Source organism: Cyclobacterium jeungdonense, assembly GCF_010994275.1.
GTDB classification, from domain to species: domain Bacteria; phylum Bacteroidota; class Bacteroidia; order Cytophagales; family Cyclobacteriaceae; genus Cyclobacterium; species Cyclobacterium jeungdonense.
On sequence record NZ_WMCD01000001.1, the window covers coordinates 355759 to 374635 of the forward strand.

At 44.8% G+C, this 18877-nt stretch carries 19 protein-coding genes; 17 read left to right on the forward strand and 2 right to left on the reverse strand.

Features of this window, described 5'->3' with window-relative positions; translation table 11 throughout:
* Positions 1-4: 4 nt before the first annotated feature.
* From GKS34_RS01350 to GKS34_RS01385, 8 genes are all read left to right on the forward strand, one after another.
* The gene (locus GKS34_RS01350) at positions 5-1714 is read left to right on the forward strand and encodes a RagB/SusD family nutrient uptake outer membrane protein (protein WP_163383017.1); all 1710 of its coding nucleotides are present in this window, start codon (positions 5-7) and stop codon (positions 1712-1714) included.
* A gap of 103 nt (positions 1715-1817) precedes the next feature.
* Positions 1818-3455 (forward strand): sulfatase family protein, encoded by a 1638-nt coding sequence (locus GKS34_RS01355; protein WP_163383018.1) that lies wholly within the window; start codon positions 1818-1820, stop codon positions 3453-3455.
* A complete protein-coding gene (locus GKS34_RS01360; protein WP_163383019.1) occupies positions 3452-5386 on the forward strand; it encodes a sulfatase-like hydrolase/transferase in 1935 nt (644 codons plus the stop codon). The genes GKS34_RS01355 and GKS34_RS01360 overlap by 4 nt, the downstream gene beginning before the upstream one ends.
* A 123-nt stretch (positions 5387-5509) precedes the next feature.
* Positions 5510-6118, forward strand: coding sequence for a Uma2 family endonuclease (locus tag GKS34_RS01365; RefSeq protein ID WP_163383020.1), 609 nt, complete (start codon positions 5510-5512; stop codon positions 6116-6118).
* A gap of 138 nt (positions 6119-6256) precedes the next feature.
* Positions 6257-6490 carry an antitoxin gene (locus GKS34_RS01370; RefSeq protein WP_163383021.1) on the forward strand — a complete coding sequence of 78 codons (234 nt, stop codon included), beginning with the start codon at positions 6257-6259 and terminating at the stop codon, positions 6488-6490.
* Positions 6490-6894: a type II toxin-antitoxin system tRNA(fMet)-specific endonuclease VapC gene (gene vapC / locus GKS34_RS01375; protein ID WP_205601997.1), complete on the forward strand. Its 405-nt coding sequence runs from the start codon at positions 6490-6492 to the stop codon at positions 6892-6894. The genes GKS34_RS01370 and vapC overlap by 1 nt, the downstream gene beginning before the upstream one ends.
* Positions 6895-7148: 254 nt before the next feature.
* Positions 7149-7757, forward strand: coding sequence for a Uma2 family endonuclease (locus tag GKS34_RS01380; protein ID WP_163383023.1), 609 nt, complete (start codon positions 7149-7151; stop codon positions 7755-7757).
* A gap of 212 nt (positions 7758-7969) precedes the next feature.
* On the forward strand, positions 7970-9499 hold the full coding sequence (locus GKS34_RS01385) for an AGE family epimerase/isomerase (RefSeq protein ID WP_163383024.1): 1530 nt from the start codon (positions 7970-7972) through the stop codon (positions 9497-9499).
* A 154-nt stretch (positions 9500-9653) separates the two neighbouring features.
* Here the strand turns inward: GKS34_RS01385 and GKS34_RS01390 are convergent, their stop codons facing one another.
* Complete coding sequence (locus GKS34_RS01390; RefSeq protein ID WP_163383025.1) at positions 9654-10160, reverse strand: cupin domain-containing protein; 507 nt, start codon at positions 10158-10160, stop codon at positions 9654-9656.
* Positions 10161-10517: 357 nt separating this feature from the next.
* Here GKS34_RS01390 and GKS34_RS01395 point away from each other — a divergent pair, with 357 nt between their 5' ends.
* The 9 genes from GKS34_RS01395 to GKS34_RS01430 all read left to right on the forward strand — a co-directional run bounded on the left by GKS34_RS01395 (position 10518) and on the right by GKS34_RS01430 (position 17680).
* Positions 10518-12710 carry an outer membrane protein assembly factor BamB family protein gene (locus tag GKS34_RS01395; RefSeq protein ID WP_163383026.1) on the forward strand — a complete coding sequence of 731 codons (2193 nt, stop codon included), beginning with the start codon at positions 10518-10520 and terminating at the stop codon, positions 12708-12710.
* Between the two features lie 47 nt (positions 12711-12757).
* Complete coding sequence (locus GKS34_RS01400) at positions 12758-14344, forward strand: DUF6807 family protein (RefSeq protein WP_163383027.1); 1587 nt, start codon at positions 12758-12760, stop codon at positions 14342-14344.
* 289 nt (positions 14345-14633) lie between these two features.
* Positions 14634-15281, forward strand: a complete 648-nt coding sequence (locus GKS34_RS01405) for a hypothetical protein (RefSeq protein ID WP_163383028.1) — start codon at positions 14634-14636, stop codon at positions 15279-15281.
* A 3-nt stretch (positions 15282-15284) separates the two neighbouring features.
* Entirely contained in the window at positions 15285-15464 is a 180-nt protein-coding gene (locus GKS34_RS01410) for a hypothetical protein (RefSeq protein ID WP_163383029.1), read from the forward strand.
* Between the two features lie 575 nt (positions 15465-16039).
* A complete protein-coding gene (locus GKS34_RS01415) occupies positions 16040-16324 on the forward strand; it encodes a hypothetical protein (RefSeq protein WP_205601998.1) in 285 nt (94 codons plus the stop codon).
* Positions 16317-16733 (forward strand): hypothetical protein, encoded by a 417-nt coding sequence (locus GKS34_RS01420; RefSeq protein WP_163383030.1) that lies wholly within the window; start codon positions 16317-16319, stop codon positions 16731-16733. Before GKS34_RS01415 ends, GKS34_RS01420 begins: the two co-directional genes overlap by 8 nt.
* A 25-nt stretch (positions 16734-16758) precedes the next feature.
* Entirely contained in the window at positions 16759-16923 is a 165-nt protein-coding gene (locus GKS34_RS23235) for a hypothetical protein (protein WP_205601999.1), read from the forward strand.
* Positions 16924-16925: 2 nt separating this feature from the next.
* Complete coding sequence (locus GKS34_RS01425) at positions 16926-17267, forward strand: hypothetical protein (RefSeq protein WP_240459149.1); 342 nt, start codon at positions 16926-16928, stop codon at positions 17265-17267.
* Between the two features lie 86 nt (positions 17268-17353).
* Positions 17354-17680 (forward strand): hypothetical protein, encoded by a 327-nt coding sequence (locus GKS34_RS01430; protein ID WP_240459150.1) that lies wholly within the window; start codon positions 17354-17356, stop codon positions 17678-17680.
* A gap of 379 nt (positions 17681-18059) precedes the next feature.
* Here the strand turns inward: GKS34_RS01430 and GKS34_RS01435 are convergent, their stop codons facing one another.
* Positions 18060-18863 carry an XRE family transcriptional regulator gene (locus GKS34_RS01435; RefSeq protein WP_163383032.1) on the reverse strand — a complete coding sequence of 268 codons (804 nt, stop codon included), beginning with the start codon at positions 18861-18863 and terminating at the stop codon, positions 18060-18062.
* Positions 18864-18877 lie beyond the last annotated feature (14 nt).

Genomic DNA, 18877 nt, shown 5'->3' on the forward strand with positions numbered 1-18877 from the left:
AATCATGAAAATATTAAACTATATCATACTTTGCGTAGGGATTTTAGTCATTGGGATTTCAGGTTGTGATGAATCAGCCATTTTAGAAGAAGTCCCACTGGATTTTGCCAGTCCGGAAAATTCCTACATTACGTTCTCGGATTTCAATGCTGCCGTTTACTCTCTTTATGACCAATCCAGAGTGATTTTATCCGATGGTGAGCACCGGCCGTTGGACTATATTTACGGAACTGATTTGGGCTACAATGGTGCCAACCAGCTTCATGTGCGTTTTGGCTCTTATTTAGCCACCTTATTACCTACCAGCGGAATGGTGGAATTCCATTGGAGACAGTACTATCGGGTAATTTCTGGTGCCAATACTATCATTAGCCGAATGGAAAGTTCCATGATGAACGAGCAGGAAATGACCTTGATTGAAGCTCAGGCTAAATTATTCCGGGGATTTGCTTACCGGAACCTAGCCCACCTTTATGGTGGCGTTCCCCTGGTATTGGAAGAAGTAAGTTCTCCAAAAACAGATTATGTCAGATCAAGCAGAGAGGAAGTTTACCTACAGGCCGCTGAAGATTTGGAATTTGCTGCTGCCAACCTCCCGGGTATCACCGAGGTGCGGGATGGAGAGATCAATAACCTGGCAGCCAATCATATCTTGGCAGAGGTATATGTTTCATTGGAAAGGTGGACGGATGCGATTGAAGCAGCCAGTGTAGTGATCAATGATCCCAACACCAAATTGATGACCGAGCGTTTTGGATCACTTGCCGGTGAGCCGGGTGATGTGTACTGGGATTTGTTCCGGAGATACAACCAAAACAGGGGAGTGGGTAATACTGAAGGAATCTGGGTTTGGCAATATGAAGTGGATGTTCAAGGTGGTGTAATTTCCTCCACTAGTAAAGAAGGACCGCAACTGGAACGAGATCACGCTCCCAGGCCCTGGAGTTTTATTGTTCGGGATCCCTCGGGAGTGGCTCCCTTCCTATCACAAGGCGTATCGGATTACACCGGAGGTCGCGGAATTGGCAGGTTTAGGGGAACGAACCACTTTAACTATGGAATCTGGCATTACGACTGGGACGACATGAGAAATTCGGAGCATAATTTTATACGGGATGTGGCCTTTAACAACCCTGAATCGGAATGGTATGGACAAAAAATATCCGATCACATGTCTTTGTTCAGGCAGTCTTTGGACGATACCATACGGTATTTCTATCCGTATCAATCCAAAGTCACCACCCCAGGCCAGCATCCGCCCGAACTTTACGTAGATCCAGAATTAAAGTTGCTGAACTCTTCTACAGCCGGAACTACGTATAGCGACCAATACCACATCCGCTTAGCAGAGACCTATTTGCTGCGTGCCGAAGCCTATCTTGGTAACAATCAACCGGCAGAAGCTGCAAGCGATATAAATGTGGTTAGGGACAGGGCCAATGCTAAACTGGTTACTCCGGGAGAGGTGGACATCGATTTTATACTGGATGAACGAATGCGGGAACTCGGAGTAGAAGAAAAAAGGCGTCTTACCCTAAACCGCCTGGGCCTACTCTATGATCGAACGAACAGGTACTGTGAAGGCAGACCCGATGTAACCAATTTCGGCGTGGATGTACAGCCTTACCATAACTTGTTCCCTATTCCATTTTCCGAGATTGAAAGAAATACGGGTGCCCAACTGGCTCAAAATCCAGGCTATGCAGCCGAATAATGGAAGGCATGCTCCTTTTTTAACAGGTACAGGAAATAACAAAATGTTTGATTATATTAAACTCGATTAACAAATTCCAAATTCGAAACCAAGCATCTATTCAATGAAAAATGTGCTCAAAATAATTCTCGTATTTGCTGTTCCTTTGATTTTTGGCTGTTCGTCCACGGAGGAAGAAACGGAGAAACGCTCTCCCAACGTTCTATTTGTGATCAGTGACGATCAGTCGTTTTACCACACCAGCTTCGCGGGAAGTAAATTTGTCAATACACCTGCATTTGACCGGGTAGCAAGGGAAGGGGTTTATTTTACCAATTGCATCGCCGGTTCACCCGGTTGTGCCCCTTCCCGGAGCAGCATTATTACCGGTCGGCACCATTGGCAAAACGAGCAATCCGGGCAGCATGCTGCTCCCTGGCTGAAGAAGCATGTGCCCTTTGTGGACATGCTGGATAAGAATGGCTATATCACCGGCCGTACCGGAAAGGGAGTGTCCCCTTTCCGCTATGCCCGTGATGAAAATGATTCCCTTTGGAGGGAAACCGATGCCGCCGGGATAGAGCATAGCAATATTCGCTATGAACCAGGGACCGAGGGAGATGAAAGACCAGCCTCCGGTATCAGTACGGTTAATTACTTTGAGAATTTTAAGTATTTCATGGAAAATGTTCGGGGGGATGGTGATGATCCTTTCTTTTTCTGGTATGGTTCCACAGAGCCCCATCGGCCCTTTGAGCAGGATTCCTGGAAACGCACTGATAAAAAACTTTCCGATGCGGAAGTTCCCGGCTTTTTGCCCGACCACCCCATTGTCCGGGGTGATCTCCTCGATTATGCCGTCGAAATCGAATGGTTTGACCAGCACCTGCAGGATATGTTGAATTACCTGGAAGAGAAGGGCGAACTGGACAACACCATCATCATCGTAACCTCAGATAACGGCATGGCTTTCCCCAGAGCAAAGGCCAATGGCTACGATTATGGCATTCATGTTCCCCTGGCAATTCGCTATCCCAAGGCTTTTCCCCCCGGCCGCATCTTGGACGACCCCATTAATTTCATTGATTTGGCACCCACCATTCTTGATATGACCCAAACCAGTGCGGAAGGAATGTTACCGATTACTGGAGAAAGTATCCGGAATATTTTGGAATCTCCCAGAGAAGGTACGGTGGACCCCTCAAGGAAGTTTGTATTTTCCGGCCGCGAAAGACACTCTGCCTCCCGTTATCAAAATTGGGGATATCCACAGCGGATGATAAGGAACCAGGAACATTTACTGATTTGGAACATAAAACCCGATCGCTGGCCGGCAGGGGCTCCCCAGCGAATCGATCCGGAAAATGAGAACGAGTTGCTGCCCCTTTACGGAATTGATGAAGAGGGCAAGCACCATTCCGATTGGGCCTTTACGGATGTGGATGCAGCGCCTACGAAGTCTTTTTTGGTAGAAAATCGGAAAGATGAAGACGTAAGACCCTATTTTGAGGCTGCCTTCGAAAAAAATCCAGAGGTACTTCTGTATAATATCCAATCGGACCCAGCATGCATGAATAACCTGGCAGATGATCCTGATTATGCCGAAATCAAAGAAGATATGCAGCAGGCGCTGATCAAAGAATTGACAGAAACGGAAGATCCCCGGGTAGTAGGTCCTGACCCCGAAGTATTCGATTCTTACCTGCGTTATAGTCCCATGCGGGAATTTCCAAGACCCATAGAAGGGAGTACATTGAAATGAGTACGTTGCACCTGCCAGTAAAGGCATTCGCTGTCCTGGTTTTTCTTTTGCTAGCTGAGGAGGGATTGGCCAGAGAAATGCCTCCCGACCGACCAAACGTCCTATGGATCACCTGCGAAGACATCAGTCCTTACCTGGGGAGCTATGGCTTTGAACAGGCCCATACGCCTAACCTGGATAGGCTGGCAAAACGGTCGATTCGCTACACGCACGCCTACGCCAATGCACCCGTTTGTGCGGTAGCGCGATCCACGATCCTTTCCGGAATGTATGCCTCTACCATCGGTACCCATCAGATGCGTTCGAACGTACCCTTGCCGGAGGAAATTCCCGTTTATCCCAAATTGTTGCGGGATGCGGGCTACTATTGCACGAATAATAGCAAAAAGGATTACAATTCCCCGTACAACAACGACCCGGAACTATGGGATGAATCCAGCAGTACGGCCCATTACAGAAACAAAATGGCCGATCAGCCCTTTTTTGCCGTTTTCAACCTTACCGTTACCCACGAAAGCCAACTCAGCGAAAACCGGATTCGCCATTACGTGGAAAACAACCTGATTCCCGAAAAACCCCGCATTGATCCCCTGGACATCGAATTACCTCCCTATCATCCCGACTTGCCGGTGATCCGGGAAGATTGGGCACGCTTTCACGACCTGATCACCTTGATGGATAGGCAGGTAGGGGACTTGTTGGATGAATTGGAGGAAGCAGGTCTTGCAGACAATACTGTCGTTTTTTTCTATTCGGATCATGGCGGGCAATTGTCCCGCTCCAAGCGTTATATCTACAACGTGGGTACCCAGGTTCCCTTATTGGTTCACCTCCCCGATAAATGGAAACAACTCTCGTTGGTGCCCGCTGGAGCCGTGGATGAATCCCTGGTGAGTTTTGTAGATTTGGCGCCCACCCTGCTTTCCATCACCGGTTGTGAAATCCCTGATCGCATGCAGGGAAGGGCATTTTTGGGAGATAAACCCGAAAAATCCCCCGATTACGTCCACTTTATCCGAGACCGGATGGGCGAGCGGTATGATTTTTCCAGAGCCATTACCGACGGACGGTATTATTACATCCGAAATTTTATGCCCCACCGACCCCGGGGTAGGGATTCCAGGTACGGTTACCAGGTACAAGCCAACTGGCGTGCCTATGAAGCAGCATACGAAGAAGGGAAAACCGATGCCATTCAGTCTCAATTTTACCTACCCAAACCGGAGGAGCAATTCTTCGATACGGATGCCGACCCCTGGCAGGTAGACAATCTGGTTCGGGAACGAGCATACCAAAAAACGTTAGCGAATCTGTCCAGAAGATTGGACCGTTGGATGGTGGAAACACGGGACCTGGGCCTGATTCCGGAACCCATGTTTCACGAGTTTGCCGGGGAAAACGGGGATTACGCCACCCTCTACGAATTTGCCCAAAGCAAGGAGTACCCCATCCGGAAGATCTTGGACGCAGCCAAATTGGCAAGTACCCCAAGTCCCGAAAACCTGCCCCAGTTGATTGGCTACCTGCAGGACCCCAACCCCATCATTCGGTTTTGGGGGGCTTACGGGATCTTTCTTAGAAAAGAGCAAGGGAGCTCCCTGCAAAACCACTTGAAAAAAATGATCCGCGAGGACAAATTGGCGGCTAACCGAATCATGGCTGCACAGGCACTTGGGGTAAGAGGAGATCCGGATACGGCTTTCGAAGCGATCATGAAGGAAGCCAACGCTACCGATAATGGCTACGTGTTGCTTCAAGCCCTCAACGCCTTTCAATACAGCCATACGGACGGCCGCCTTCGCCTGGACGATTGGCAACGGTTCAAGGATAAGGAATTTGCTAAAGGCGACCCTGCTTCTGATTTGGGCTATCCTCATCGTATAATTGACGATGCAATGGCACTATTTCCCGACCGGAGAAAGGTTGATTGAAAGCAACTAATAACGGCTGAAATGGAAAAAGAAGTGATTGAATCCGTTCTGTGGATTTGTCGATAATTGAATTCCCAAAAGCATAGTTCAATTTATAAGTCTTAAAATCAGTATATTTATACCATGGAATCCAAAAAGACCCATACAGTCCATGAACCGGATTTGGAATACAGCAATTATTCCTACGCCGACTACCTGACCTGGGAGATGGAGGAAGTGGTTGAACTGATCAAAGGGACGATCTTTAAAAAAGCAGCCGCAGCACCGAAACGTCTCCATCAACGTATTTCGGCCAAACTTCTTACCAGGCTTTATGTTTTTTTAGAGCACAGAACCTGCCAGGTTTATTCCGCACCCTTCGATGTTCGATTCTCGAAAAAATCCACAGAAGATAAAAAAATCCACGATGTGGTACAGCCGGACATCTGCGTGGTTTGTGATACGGAAAAACTAGATGAGCGGGGTTGTATCGGCGCGCCTGACCTGATCGTGGAAATCCTGTCTCCCGGTAATAGCACCGTAGAATTGAAACATAAATTTGACCTATACGAGTCCAACGGCGTCCGGGAATATTGGATCATTCATCCCGAAACACAGGATTTGCTAATCTATAACCTTGTTGACGGGAAATACGTTCCCTCGCGACTTTTTACTTCGGGAGATGTGGTGGAGTCAACGGTCCTCAAGGGCTTTGCATTGGACCTGGAGGAGTTTTTTGGGGATATGGAGTAGCGATGTAAAAATTGCTTTATCCTACTAGGGAAAAGTATTCGTTTGCCGACAGTTACTTAATATACAGACAACCTGTTTTGTTTTGTTCCGTATATTTGTATATATTTAAACGTATATACAAAACCCTCAAAATCGATTATGGAGAAGACAGCCAAAGTATTTAAGAGTGGAAATAGCCAGGCCCTCAGATTGCCAAAGGAATTCAATACGGATGAAAAGCAATTCTATATCCGTAGGATAGGTGCTTCACTACTTCTCAGCCCTAAAGCCAGTTCATGGGAGATGGTAGTGCAGAGTCTTACTGCATTTTCGGATGATTATTTCGAGGAAGGACGAAATCAGCTTCTTCCCCAGCAAAGAGAAACGCTTTGATGTATTTATTGGACACGAATATTTGTATATACCTTATCAAGAATCGGCCTGAAATCGTTCTGAAGAAGTTCAGGTCCTATCCCATTTCAATGTTCAGGGTTTCTGCGGTCACAATTACCGAACTGTATTACGGTGTGGCAAAAAGTAAACGGAAGAAAACGAATGAGGATGCTTTGATTCAATTTCTTGCTCCATTTGAATTTGTTTCATTTACGGATGCTGATGCCATCGCGTATGGAGAAATTCGTGCGGAACTGGAGAGAATAGGGCAAGTCATCGGTGCATATGATCTTCAGATTGCCGCACAGGCAATATCCAGAAAGATTACCCTTGTTACAAACAATATCAGGGAATTTCAGAGATTACCTGGTTTGGTGTGTGAAAATTGGGCCACGTCAGGTTAACCTGTTTTTGACAAGCCACCTGGGCTAAGAGTGGCTGTTACTTGTCAGCCCTTTGCAGGGTTCAAAAACTGTCGGATAATACCTGCCAGATGCTTTTATAGATCAGGGATAGAAAGGTTTTCATGTACGCTGGTACAATTCCAGAAAATTTTGCAAAAACCAGCCATTCGGTCTTTTGAGTATAGATAGAAGAGGGGGCAATCATAAAAAGTAAATTCATCTTAATTAAATCTCCTATATCGTTATATTTAAGCATGGATGGCAAAAAAAACGATACCGCTAACGAACCTGATTTGGAATATACCAACCACTCCTACGCCGACTACCTGACCTGGCAAATGGAGGAAGTGGTCGAGCTGATCAAAGGGAAGATTTTTAAGAAGGCTGCGGCTGTACCCAGACGCATCCATCAGCGGATTTCAATAAAGTTGGCTGCTAAACTCGATTACTTTTTGGAGAAAAAACCCTGTCAAGTTTACGATGCGCCCTTCGACGTGCGCTTTCCAAAGTCATCCAAAGATGATAAGAAAATACATGATGTAGTACAGCCGGATATTTGTGTGATTTGTGATCCGGAGAAACTGGATGAAAGAGGTTGCATTGGAGCGCCGGACCTGATCGTGGAAATATTATCTCCGGGCAATAGTAAAACCGAATTGAAGCATAAATTTGAGCTGTATGAGTCTAATGGAGTCCGGGAATATTGGATCATCCATGCGGAAACCCAGGATTTGCTCATTTATAGCCTAATCAATGAAAAATACGTTCCCTCGCTTTTGTTTACTTCCGGCGATGTGGTGGAGTCAAAAGTGATCGAAGGATTTAAACTTGACCTGGAGGAGTTTTTTTGGGATATCGAATAGTGGAAAAACCAATGCTTATTCAACTGCGGGTTATAGACCAAGCAATGGACTTGGGTATGGTATTAACCAGTTGAAAATGGAAGAACAACCTGGTATATTACCTGGAATATGCAGACACCAAACTTGAAATCCAAACCGTTTGCTTACTAAACTGAAAGAAACAGTTTTAATAAAAGTAGCTTATATTGGTTCTTAGGCAATAAGAATTAGTGATGAATTTGACTGAGCCGGATAAAATGATATTTATTTACAATAATTTTAAAAAAATAGTGGAACTGATTTATAACCGATATTTAAAATTTATTTTTATCTCCATTTTTTTCTTTTCCAACCATTCTTCCTTTGCACAGGACCTGATGAGTGGCGATTATTGGAAAAAACAGGTAATACATGATGTATTGGAACCCTGGACTAAATTTGCCCGCGATGAGGAATATGGATCATTCCATACCCTTCTTGATAAAGACTGGAAAGTTGGGGAAAAGCAGGAGAAATATCCGGGAATGATAGCACGGCATCTTTTTTCCTATTCGGTGGGTTATCATTTAACGGGAGATGAAAAATACCTTGAGCTAGCTAGCGAAACCTTTGACTATTTGATCGAAAACGGCTGGGATCATCAATACGGTGGGTGGTTCTATGAACTGGATCGCTCAGGAAATGCCGTTTCCTTGGACAAGGATATGTTTATGCATGCCTATGCCATCACTGGACTTGCCATGTACTATATCGTAACCCGGGATAAGGAGGTTAAAAATTACCTGGACAAGAGTATTGATGTTATGGAAAATCACGCATGGGATGATATTAATGGTGGAGGTTATTTCCGTAGGTTAAACCGAGACTTTAGCATCATAAACTCAGATAAGGTTTTTTCTCCCCAATTGGCACCTGTTTCGGGTTATTTACTCTATTTATATGCCGCTACAATGGAGGAAAAATACCTACAGAAAAGTGAACAACTACTGGAGATGACCCTGGCCCGCATGAAAGACAGGAAAAGCGGCTGGATTATGGAGGGCTTCGACCGGAATTGGAATTCCCTGGAACAAATGAACGAAATGATGAATACAGGCCACAATGTGGAAGTGGCCTGGATGCTTATGCGGCTTTACGCGATTACCGGTAAAGAAAACTATAAGGAGGAAGCTATGAAACTGAATGAGCAACTTCTAAAATACGCTTTTGACAACGAAACCGGGATTTGGTACCATAAACTCCGGATTGACAATCCCAAAATGCATAGCGAGGACAGCCCCTGGTGGGTGCAAGCTTATGGCAATATGTTTCAACTTTACCTTTATGCTCTTTCTGACGAGGGAAAATCCTTGTGTAATTTTAAAAAAGGAGCTACTTTCTGGAACAATAGCTTTATAGATAGGGAAAAAGGCGGGACCTATTTGAGTGTGGATAAACACGGGAATTATATAAACAGCAGTAAAGCAGTGGTAACAAAAACCTCCTACCATTCGGTAGAGAACGGTTTCTTGACCATGCTCTATCTGGATTATTGGATCAATGAGCAACCTGTTAGCCTGTATTATAATATTAATTCGGCGGCTACTGAAAAACTGTTTCCCTTGTTATTGGAGGATTTTAATTATGATATAAAAAAAGTACGGATAGATAGGAGGGGCTGGAAGAAGATTGATCAAGAAAGTGGTTTTATACATTTACCTCAAAAAACAAAGTATAAGATGGAAGTTGTTTTGCAAAAAAAGCAATCTAAACCCAGGAATTAAGAGCTGCCTTTTAAGCTACTTAAATACCTTTCGTAAATTTGCTGATTTCCCGGTTATTCCTGTCGTTGAAATTGGGTGTCGCTTCTTCAAGTAGGACATATCCGGTTTTTGACCGGGTTAGTCTAATTAATAGATTTCTAAGTGGAATACAGCCTTACTTGCCCCAAATATTTATTAATCCGTCGTCTTTTCCCAGCAGGGGATCGGCTTCCGGTATAGGAACCTGCGCGATGTTTTGATCTGCTTTTGGCCGTTCTCCCTTTTCTCCTTTTAGCAGGTCAGGACTCCTTCCATTGGGATAGGCACCAACCACCGCAAATGATTTATCATGATTCAGGCATTTATGGCCAACACCGGCCGGAATGACGATAACATCTCCAGGCTTGACCTTTACCTTTTCGCCTTTTTCCCCTCCCAATAAAATGAGTGCCTCCCCATTAAATACGCCAAGTACTTCGTGGGTATTGCTATGGTAATGGTGAAAATCATAAACACCCCATCGCCAGCTGTTCGTCCAGTTGTTGGAAGTAAATTTTTCTTCCAGCCATCTTGCCGCTTGCTCTCCTTTTTCTTCCAAAATACTTCGGTAGAGTAAGAGCGGTAGCGCGCTGTTGGGAATCGCACCGTCGTCTTGGAAAAATAGTTTTTTTGGTGAATACAAGGAAACAGGTTTTAATGAACGAATTTATAATTAACGGATTTTGAAATGGACTTCCAAAAGTTTTACCGATGAAAATGCCTCCGAACTAGCTCAAAGAATAGCTGGGAAGTCGCTGCTACCTATCCGATGGGCCAGCCGAATTTCAAGCGGGTGAAAACAAAATTAATTCCTCCATGTAGGGATTTTTTCTGCGTAATTTGTACCTTCAATAGTAACCGTAATCTAGAATGTTTTCCCAATAAACTGTAAAATTACCTCGGTGAAGCCTGCCTTCCCTATTTTCAGAAGGTTTTTGGTATTTTTGCCGTACCCTGAAAGAAAAGTAACCCTTATCTACTCGTTGTTAAAAAGACCTGAATGAGAAAACGCCACCCAAAAAGCCTGACCTTACCTTTTCTTCTTTGCTATCTGTTTTTACTCGCCTGCACCCCCCGGGAGTCAGAACAATCAACCCATACCCAACAGGCTAACCGGCTCAACAACCATCAGGATTGGGGCATTTACAGGGGCCATTCCTCGGGTATCCAATACTCCGACTTGGACCAAATCCATACCGGAAATGTACAGGCGCTGGAAAAAGCCTGGGAATACCACCATGGTAATCCGGTTGGACCCGGCATGTACGCCAATCCAATTATCATCGATGGTCTGCTGTATTTCACCACGCCGGAAGTAAATGCCGTCGCACTGGATGCCACCACCGGGGAAGAAGTTTGGGTTTTTCGTCCGGACCAGTACCGGAATGACGAGCGACCGTTTCGGGGTAGAAATCGCGGACTAACCTATTGGGAAGATGCCAATGGAGAAAATAAACGCATCCTGAATTTCGTAAAAGACCGGGTATATGCCATTGATGCACTTGAAGGTACCCTGATCACTTCTTTTGGTGAAAACGGCTGGATTGATTTGCGCCAAAATTTACCTCAGAACCCGGAACAGGTTGATTTTGAAGCGACTACTCAGGGAATGGTCTATAAGGATATCCTTATTATCGGGGGAAGGACCCCTGAAGGCGCACCTTCCACCCCCGGCGATGTTCGCGGATACGATGCCCTTACAGGGGAGTTCAAATGGATATTTCATACCATTCCCCAGCCGGGTGATTTTGGGTACGATACCTGGGAATTTGAAGAAGGAGTAAGCTATGGGGGAACCAATCCCTGGGGCGGCCTGACTGTAGATGAGGAAAGGGGCTGGGTTTTCTTTGCCACTGGCTCGCCTGCACCGGATTTTATCTATGGAGGTATGCGCAAAGGTGAAAACCTCTTTGCCAATTGCGTGATCGCACTCGATGCCACTACGGGTAAGCGTATCTGGCATTACCAGACCCTTCACCATGATATCTGGGACTACGACCTGCCTCCGGCTCCCATATTGGCCACTGTAACTGCAGATGGAAAAGCCCGGGATATTGTGGTACAACTGACCAAGCAGGGATTTACCTTTGTTTTGGACCGGGAAACAGGCAAACCTGTCTTTCCGGTTGTCGAGCTGCCCGTGCCTCCCTCGAAGGTACCTGGGGAAGAAGCCTGGCCCACCCAACCCTTTCCGCTAAAACCACCGCCACTCAACCGAACCAGCCTTCGGGAGGCGGACCTGAGTAACATTACTCCCGAAACCCGGGAATACGTGCTCAACATCTTTCGACAGCATGAAACCGGCCCATTGTATACCCCGGCCTCCCGGGCAGGGGTTATCACCATGCCCGGTCATCAGGGCGGTGCCGAATGGGGTGGTGCGGCTTTTGATCCGGCTACCAACGTTTTATACGTCAATATCAACGAGGCCCCTACCATTCACAGCCTGGTCCCCATAGATGCGGATGTGGATACCGCTTCTGCCTCGCCGCTTCAACGGGGAAAAGCACTGTACAATACTTCCTGTACCGCCTGCCACGGGCTAAACAAGGTTGGCAATCCTCCCTTATTTCCGCCCCTTCAAAACCTGGAGCTCAGCCCGGATTCCATCAAATCCGTACTGACCTATGGTCGCGGCATGATGCCAGCTTTTAGCCAGTTTTCGGACAGGCAACTGGATGATTTGGTGGTCTATCTGGAAAGCAAAGCCGATTTTCCAGAGGAAGACCCGGCCGGAAACACCGATTCCAGTTCCAACCAGGCACCCCGATACGCTAACGTAGCTCCTTTTTTTGTGGACCAGAATGGTTATCCCGCCATTTCTCCTCCCTGGGGAACCCTTAATGCGGTGGACCTGGAAAAAGGGGAGATTCTGTGGAAAGTCCCCCTGGGAGAATATCCCGAGTTGGTGGCCAAAGGCATTAGAAACACCGGTGCTAAAAGCTTTGGTGGCCCTGTGGTGACCGCCGGAAACCTGGTATTTATTGCAGGAACTCCGGATGAGAAAATCCGGGCATTTGATACCTTTTCCGGACAGGTGTTGTGGGAGTACCAATTGCCGGCAGGAGGCTATGCCACACCCAGCGTCTACCAGGTAGATGGAAAACAGTATTTGGTCATTACCGCTGGCGGGGGTGGGAAAAATGGAACCCCACACGGCGATTCGGTTATCGCATTTGCACTGCCAGATTGAAATTCCTGGTAACCGCATTCATTGATACAAACTCAAAAAAAATCACAATGAAAATTCATCCTTCTCATTTACTACTTCTGGTGTTGGTTCACCTTCTAACTTTATCGCCCCTCAGGGCCCAGGAGGATTCCTGGCATTCGCTTTTCAACGGCAAGGACCTTAGTGGATGGAAAGAACTCAATGGAGCACATGTCTGGGAAGTAAAAGACGGCATGATTGTGGGCCGTACCGTTCCCGGTCAGCCAAACGGCTTTCTGTGTACGGAGCAGGAATTTGGTGATTTTGTGCTCGAATTGGAAGTGTCCGTCGATACCTTAATGAATAATTCGGGCATTCAATTTCGGTCCCAGAGTTATCCCGAATACAGAAACGGCCGGGTTCATGGCTATCAGATGGAAGTCGATCCCAAGCCCCAGCAGTGGAGTGGGGCCATTTACGAGGAGGGAGCGGATCGGGGCTGGATTTATCCCCCGGAAAAAATGAACGAGGCGGCGAAAACTGCCTTTAAACGAGACGATAAAGACGGGTACCAATGGAACCACTACCGGATAGAAGCAGTGGGCCCTATCATCCGAACCTGGGTGAATGGAGTGCCTGTTGCCCATCTGGTAGACGATCGCTTCCTCAAGGGTTTTATCGGCTTGCAGTTACATGCCAACAACGAAAACGATCCGCAGGGTAGTTTTTCCATACGGTTTCGCAATATCCGAATCCAAAAGGGAAGCCTGGATCTCACCCCATTGGAAGACCGGGTGCCGGTCGTCAACCTGCTTGCTTCCTCGAATACGTCTGCCAGACCAGACAACCCCACTTTCCTTCGCATCGAACAGGATCTGGATGCAAGCAGCATTGCCGTTTACAGCGAAAACAAATCCCATCCCATCCTTACTCAAAGTGCAAAACCGGATGAACGACCCTACCTCCATCCCATTCTGGCGCCAGATGGAAACGGGGAGCTAACCGAATACCGTCCGGCCCACCATCCTCACCAAACGGGCATTTACTGGGGTCTAAAGCGGGTAAATGAGCGCGATTATTTTATGAACTGGGACCGGGATTATTGGAGGCGTGTGTCGGCAAGCGTCCTGAAAGATAGCGGAGAGAAAGTCAACTGGCAGACCGTGTACGAGATGCTTGACGAAAATGGCAAGACGCTAATGGTGGAAACCCAAACCTGGTCGCTGCAGGCGTTTGCTGACCGGTATGTCCTGGACCTGGAATGGCAGGGAGAGGCCAAAATGGATGTGGTGATGGGAAAATTTTATGTAGGAGGGCTTTTTGTCCGTATGCCTTGGGTACCGGAAACGGTAGGAGAGATCGTAAGTGCCTCAGGACACGAGGGCATGGAATTGGAAGGGCAGCGGGCCATCTGGAGCGATATTGGGATTAAGTTGGACGGTCGGGAGGATTTTGCCCGGATTGCCATTTTGGATCATCCGGACAACGCCGCCTTCCCCACACCCTGGCGGGTAGACAGCCAAATGGGCCTGGGTCCTTCCCGACAAATACTGGGCGACTGGGCCCTTGCCGCTGGTGAATCGGAAACCATCCGCTACCGCTTAGTAATCTATACCGGAGCGGAAGATAAGGCGATGCTGACGGAAGTCTGGAAGGATTTTTTTGGAAGGGAATAATAAAGATCAGTATTCGGAGGTATTTAAAATGCTATAGTATAGTTTAAAGAGAAGTGAAAATTTCAATATTTTTTTATGTAAAATTTTGACTATTATTTATTATTTTACTACTTTATTTCCATCATTTTGTCAATATAATAAACAAATTCACCATTTTATATTTATAAGGGTTTTTTAGGGTTTGCCACCCAACGTCGGCGATGTGAAAGTGAAAAACGACATAAAACAAGTGAGTAGCCAGGTAATTTACATGCCTGATTGGTCTTATTTTTATTTAAATCTTACTAACATGAAAACTATTGTTAAACTAATCTTAGTTTTGCCTATGATGGTGTTTTGGTCTTGTGGTGATTTTATGGAAGAAGATATTAATTCTAATTTCCAAGATTCAATTGATTCTCAAAATCATGTAAAGAATTTTAAAAATCTTTCTCCAGAAGATCCTTTAGTTATTAGTGCATTAAGTTCTTTAAATCAAAAATCAAATGATAAGAATCCGTCAAGTATATCATTGAGAGTTTCAAATAATTTAGGAGATGTTGGATTGTTTGAATATGAAAATGGTAGGTCAGCAGTCTCTTTCACCTTTAAAGACGATAATGAAGAGGTGTTCGTACAAGTCTTGGATTCCGGAAAAGAATCTGATTTTATTTTGGCTAATTTTAATGAATATAGTGCTAAAGATAAAAGTAGACCTTCAATTTCATTCAGATCATTAAATACCGGAAATCAGTTTATCTATAATTCAGAAAAGTTGGGATTAAATTCAGACGGTCCGAGTTTGAAAGGATGGGGAAATTGTATGGATAGCGCTATAGATAAGCTTTTTGATGATTGGGATAATGACCCGGTTGGAACGTTTGGGTGTTGGGTTTTAAGTCCCTTTTGTGTAGTTGGAGCTGGATTAGGATGTGCCATTAAAGAAATCAGAAAATAGATTATGAAACGGTTATTAGTTACTTTGGGATTATCTGCGCTAGGAGTCATTGTTTTTGCTTCTTTAAAAGTCCTTTCTGAACACTATTTGTACGGCTGGGGAATTTTATTTAGTGCCTTTGTTTTTATAGGTACCTTGATTTATTGGTTTATTTTGGTAAACAGGAAAAAGCAGCAAAGTTAAATAAGGGTTGTGCACTAACTTTGTGGTAATATTAAATTCTAAAGTTTTGGTTAAACACCATCAGGTTGGTGGTTTTAGAGCCAAAAAAAATAGCAGGTCCAATTTTTTGGACCTGCTATTAATGAAAATATTTTAGATGGATGTAAATAAACCAATTGTTTAGGGTTTATTCTTGCCCAGCAACCATTTAAAGCCATAATAGCTTATATAGAACCATGCTATTGCAGCCCCTATGGAGGTGTAAAAACCGATCTCAAATGGATTAAAAGACCCGTAAGATCCAAACTATTTTAGTCTTGGGACAGGTTGTAGGGATGGCAAAATACACTCAGCTTACGAAGGCATAAACTACTCCGAGAGGGGAGGTAATAAAATACGCCAACTCGAGTTACCAAGACGGCATCCCCGCCATGGTGTCCGATGGTGTAACGGGAAGCCTAGTGGCCGCGGCAGCTAGTCCAATGTAGATAGAGACTTTGGTACCCGTTTTGGCAAGTAGGACGGGAGTTAATATGAAAAGGTAGGCCACGTGGCAGGCAGGAAACAGCCTACTTTTCAATAGGAATATTTCCCAGATGGATTTAGCGGATATTGGGTTTGCGGGTTTTGGAAAATATGGGTTTGTATTGATGGCAACATTCGACATCACTTCATCAGGTGAATTTTCGATGATTGGATTTGGTAAGAATAAAAGCCAATTTGCAACAGACATGTTGATTGGGGGCTTTAATAGATGGCATATAGACGCAATGGGGTCTGCAAATGTAGGGGAAAGTGTTATTAATTTTTTCAATAATGTTAATAGTCCACTACGAAATACAGTAGGTACTGGCATAAAGGAGGGAGTAAAAGATGAGTGATAAACAAGAACTTTTTTTAGTGTTTTTCTTGGGATTAATGGCCTTTATAATTTGGAACTTGTACTATGATTCTTATGACAAGTTGTATACGGTAGGTATAGTAGAAAAAAAGCAAATCGGTTTGAAATCAGGCACGGTGGTTAAATTCAACTATTCATATAATGGCCGTAAGTATGAAGGAGGAACCGGAATAGGTGATTATAACATAAAAATAGGTGAAAGGTATATTGTCGAATTTGCTAAAGATAAAGTGGATTTGTCAAAGGCTTTATTTTATTATCCCATACCAGATTCTGTTAGGGTTGAAATCCCTTTGGACGGGTGGAAGGAAGTTCCATCAGAACTTAAACGATATCGCAGGAAGAGGATGGAACTATTTGGATTGTATGATATCATGTTCAAAAACTAAAGTAATTTTATTCTGTGTAAATTAAGTGGACCTTACGCATGACAATGGCCTTAATAATTTCACATACCAAGACGGCATCCTCGCCATGGTGCCTTATGATGTCAACGGAAGAATGCTGGCCGTAGCACCTGGTCTGATGTTGATCGAGAGACTGGCCCAGTTTTGGCGAGCCGGACAGGAATTAATATGACTATGGAGGCCACATGGCAAGCAGGAAACAGTTTACTATTTAATGGAAATATGTCGCAAATGGATTTGGCCGATATTGGGTTTGCGGGGTTGTTTGGGAAATCAGGATATGTTGCAATGGCTATGTTTGACTATACTTCTTCTGGTGAATTTCAATATGTTGGTGGAACAAATAAAACAATAAGTGAGTTTGCTATTGATTTGTCAATAGGTGGCTTTAATAGATGGCATATAGATGCTATCGGGTCTGCAGGTTTAGAAAGGGAGGTTGTTAATTTTTTCAATTATGTCAACAATCCGTTACGCTTGACAGTGGTTACAGGAATTAAGGAGGGTGTGGAATGAGTGATAGGAGGAAAATCTTATTGTCTATTATATTGGGTTTTACGTGTGTGATTCTTTGGAATACCTATTATAATTCTTTTGATAAGATGTATACCATAGGAATTGTTACTGGTACCCAAATAGGTAAATCATCGGGAACCTCAGTAGTATATGAATTTAATTATAATGGAAGAAAATATTCAGGGTTAACTGGGAAGGGGTATTATTCAGCAAAAAAGGGTGATAGATTTATTGTAGAATTTGGAAAGAATAATCAATCTGTTTCTTCAATGCTTTTGTATTATCCCGTTCCCGATTCATTGGAAATGGGAGTTCCTGAATCAGGTTGGACAGAAATCCCTAACGAAATAAAAAAGTATAGATTGAAAATAAAGGGAGATTTTGGATTAAGGGAATATTTTCATACAGATTAAGCTGGTTTTTGAGTCATCCTACGAACGATTTTAAATAGTAGTATTGATAGATTCATTTGATTCGTTTTCTTCTGTTGTATTTGTTGGGGCTGGAAGGAAGTAAAAATTATTTTGTAAAATTTACTCTTCCCTCTGAAAATCAGGGTTTTTACTATTCAGATCCTGCTCATTTTTCCAGAACTTCCCCACTCGACTTTCAAACTGTTGTCCTCTCAGTGCTGCATCTGTTCAAGGGAACCGTTGAATTTGACAGTTCAGGGGTACTTTCACAGTTAGGTAAGGAACCGGTTACCTGCAGTGCTTTCAGTGAGGCCCAATATAAAATTGACCCGCTTTTCTTATCGGATCTTTGTGATATCAGTTCAAAAGCTTACAACAGCTACACTTTCCGCCCCTTGATCTCCTGCTGCATTTCCCGGACAGCTCTTACCAATTGTTGCAGGTCGGTCTCGGGTTCGGGGATTTCTTTGCTGGTATAGGCCTGAAATTTCCATATCTCCAACACATCCCCTGCAGCTATCCTATAGGGTTCAAAGACCGGGTTTAAGGAGCGTAGTAGTACCTGCCCCTCTGCCTGCACCGTCACCAACTTAAAAACAAAATCCTGCTGTCCGCTCAGGATCACGATGCAGGGGGTATTGGGTTTCAAGCTCGTCCAGTCCTCTACGTATTGGGTAACGATATCACTGCCATCCGGAATGGGCAGCATGGAATCACCCACGGTCGGGAAAATGCGGTAGGTACCCTGCTTTGGCAGATTTGGAAGGGAAAATTTTGGCAGGGATGCAATAAACTCAGGATCATTGTACCCAGACATATATCCTGCTTTTGCCTTGATAGGTACGTATTCCACATTTTCGTTATTGCCCTTGTCCACACTGATGGCCAGCACCCGCAAATTGCCTCCCCGGATGTATACATCGTTTCCCGCTTCCAGGTCCCGAAGTTTCAGCTCTCCCAGTTTGCTAAGATCTACCCGGATCAGACTGTCGATGCTGATGCCGAAAAAACCGGAAACGCCCAGAAAGTCTTCGGGGGAAGGTGCCTTGGTCTGCCCGGATTCCAAGGCATTGACCTTGGAGCGGCTCAGACCCAATGCCTCAGCCAGCCCCTGTTGCGTCAGGCTTCTGCGCTCACGGAGAAATTTCAGATTTCCCGGGAAAAAGTTTTTTGACTTTTTCATAGAAGTTTGTTAGT

Coding starts and splice junctions, on each gene's coding strand:
- GKS34_RS01425 (WP_240459149.1), top strand. CDS start 16,926: ATGGAGGCCACATGGCAAGCAGGAAACAGTTTACTATTTAATGGAAAT.
- vapC (WP_205601997.1), top strand. CDS start 6,490: ATGTATTTATTGGACACGAATATTTGTATATACCTTATCAAGAATCGG.
- GKS34_RS01355 (WP_163383018.1), top strand. CDS start 1,818: ATGAAAAATGTGCTCAAAATAATTCTCGTATTTGCTGTTCCTTTGATT.
- GKS34_RS01370 (WP_163383021.1), top strand. CDS start 6,257: ATGGAGAAGACAGCCAAAGTATTTAAGAGTGGAAATAGCCAGGCCCTC.
- GKS34_RS01380 (WP_163383023.1), top strand. CDS start 7,149: ATGGATGGCAAAAAAAACGATACCGCTAACGAACCTGATTTGGAATAT.
- GKS34_RS01420 (WP_163383030.1), top strand. CDS start 16,317: ATGAGTGATAAACAAGAACTTTTTTTAGTGTTTTTCTTGGGATTAATG.
- GKS34_RS01430 (WP_240459150.1), top strand. CDS start 17,354: ATGTATACCATAGGAATTGTTACTGGTACCCAAATAGGTAAATCATCG.
- GKS34_RS01435 (WP_163383032.1), bottom strand. CDS start 18,863: ATGAAAAAGTCAAAAAACTTTTTCCCGGGAAATCTGAAATTTCTCCGT.
- GKS34_RS01405 (WP_163383028.1), top strand. CDS start 14,634: ATGAAAACTATTGTTAAACTAATCTTAGTTTTGCCTATGATGGTGTTT.
- GKS34_RS01415 (WP_205601998.1), top strand. CDS start 16,040: ATGGATTTAGCGGATATTGGGTTTGCGGGTTTTGGAAAATATGGGTTT.
- GKS34_RS01400 (WP_163383027.1), top strand. CDS start 12,758: ATGAAAATTCATCCTTCTCATTTACTACTTCTGGTGTTGGTTCACCTT.
- GKS34_RS01360 (WP_163383019.1), top strand. CDS start 3,452: ATGAGTACGTTGCACCTGCCAGTAAAGGCATTCGCTGTCCTGGTTTTT.
- GKS34_RS01410 (WP_163383029.1), top strand. CDS start 15,285: ATGAAACGGTTATTAGTTACTTTGGGATTATCTGCGCTAGGAGTCATT.
- GKS34_RS01385 (WP_163383024.1), top strand. CDS start 7,970: ATGAATTTGACTGAGCCGGATAAAATGATATTTATTTACAATAATTTT.
- GKS34_RS01395 (WP_163383026.1), top strand. CDS start 10,518: ATGAGAAAACGCCACCCAAAAAGCCTGACCTTACCTTTTCTTCTTTGC.
- GKS34_RS01365 (WP_163383020.1), top strand. CDS start 5,510: ATGGAATCCAAAAAGACCCATACAGTCCATGAACCGGATTTGGAATAC.
- GKS34_RS01350 (WP_163383017.1), top strand. CDS start 5: ATGAAAATATTAAACTATATCATACTTTGCGTAGGGATTTTAGTCATT.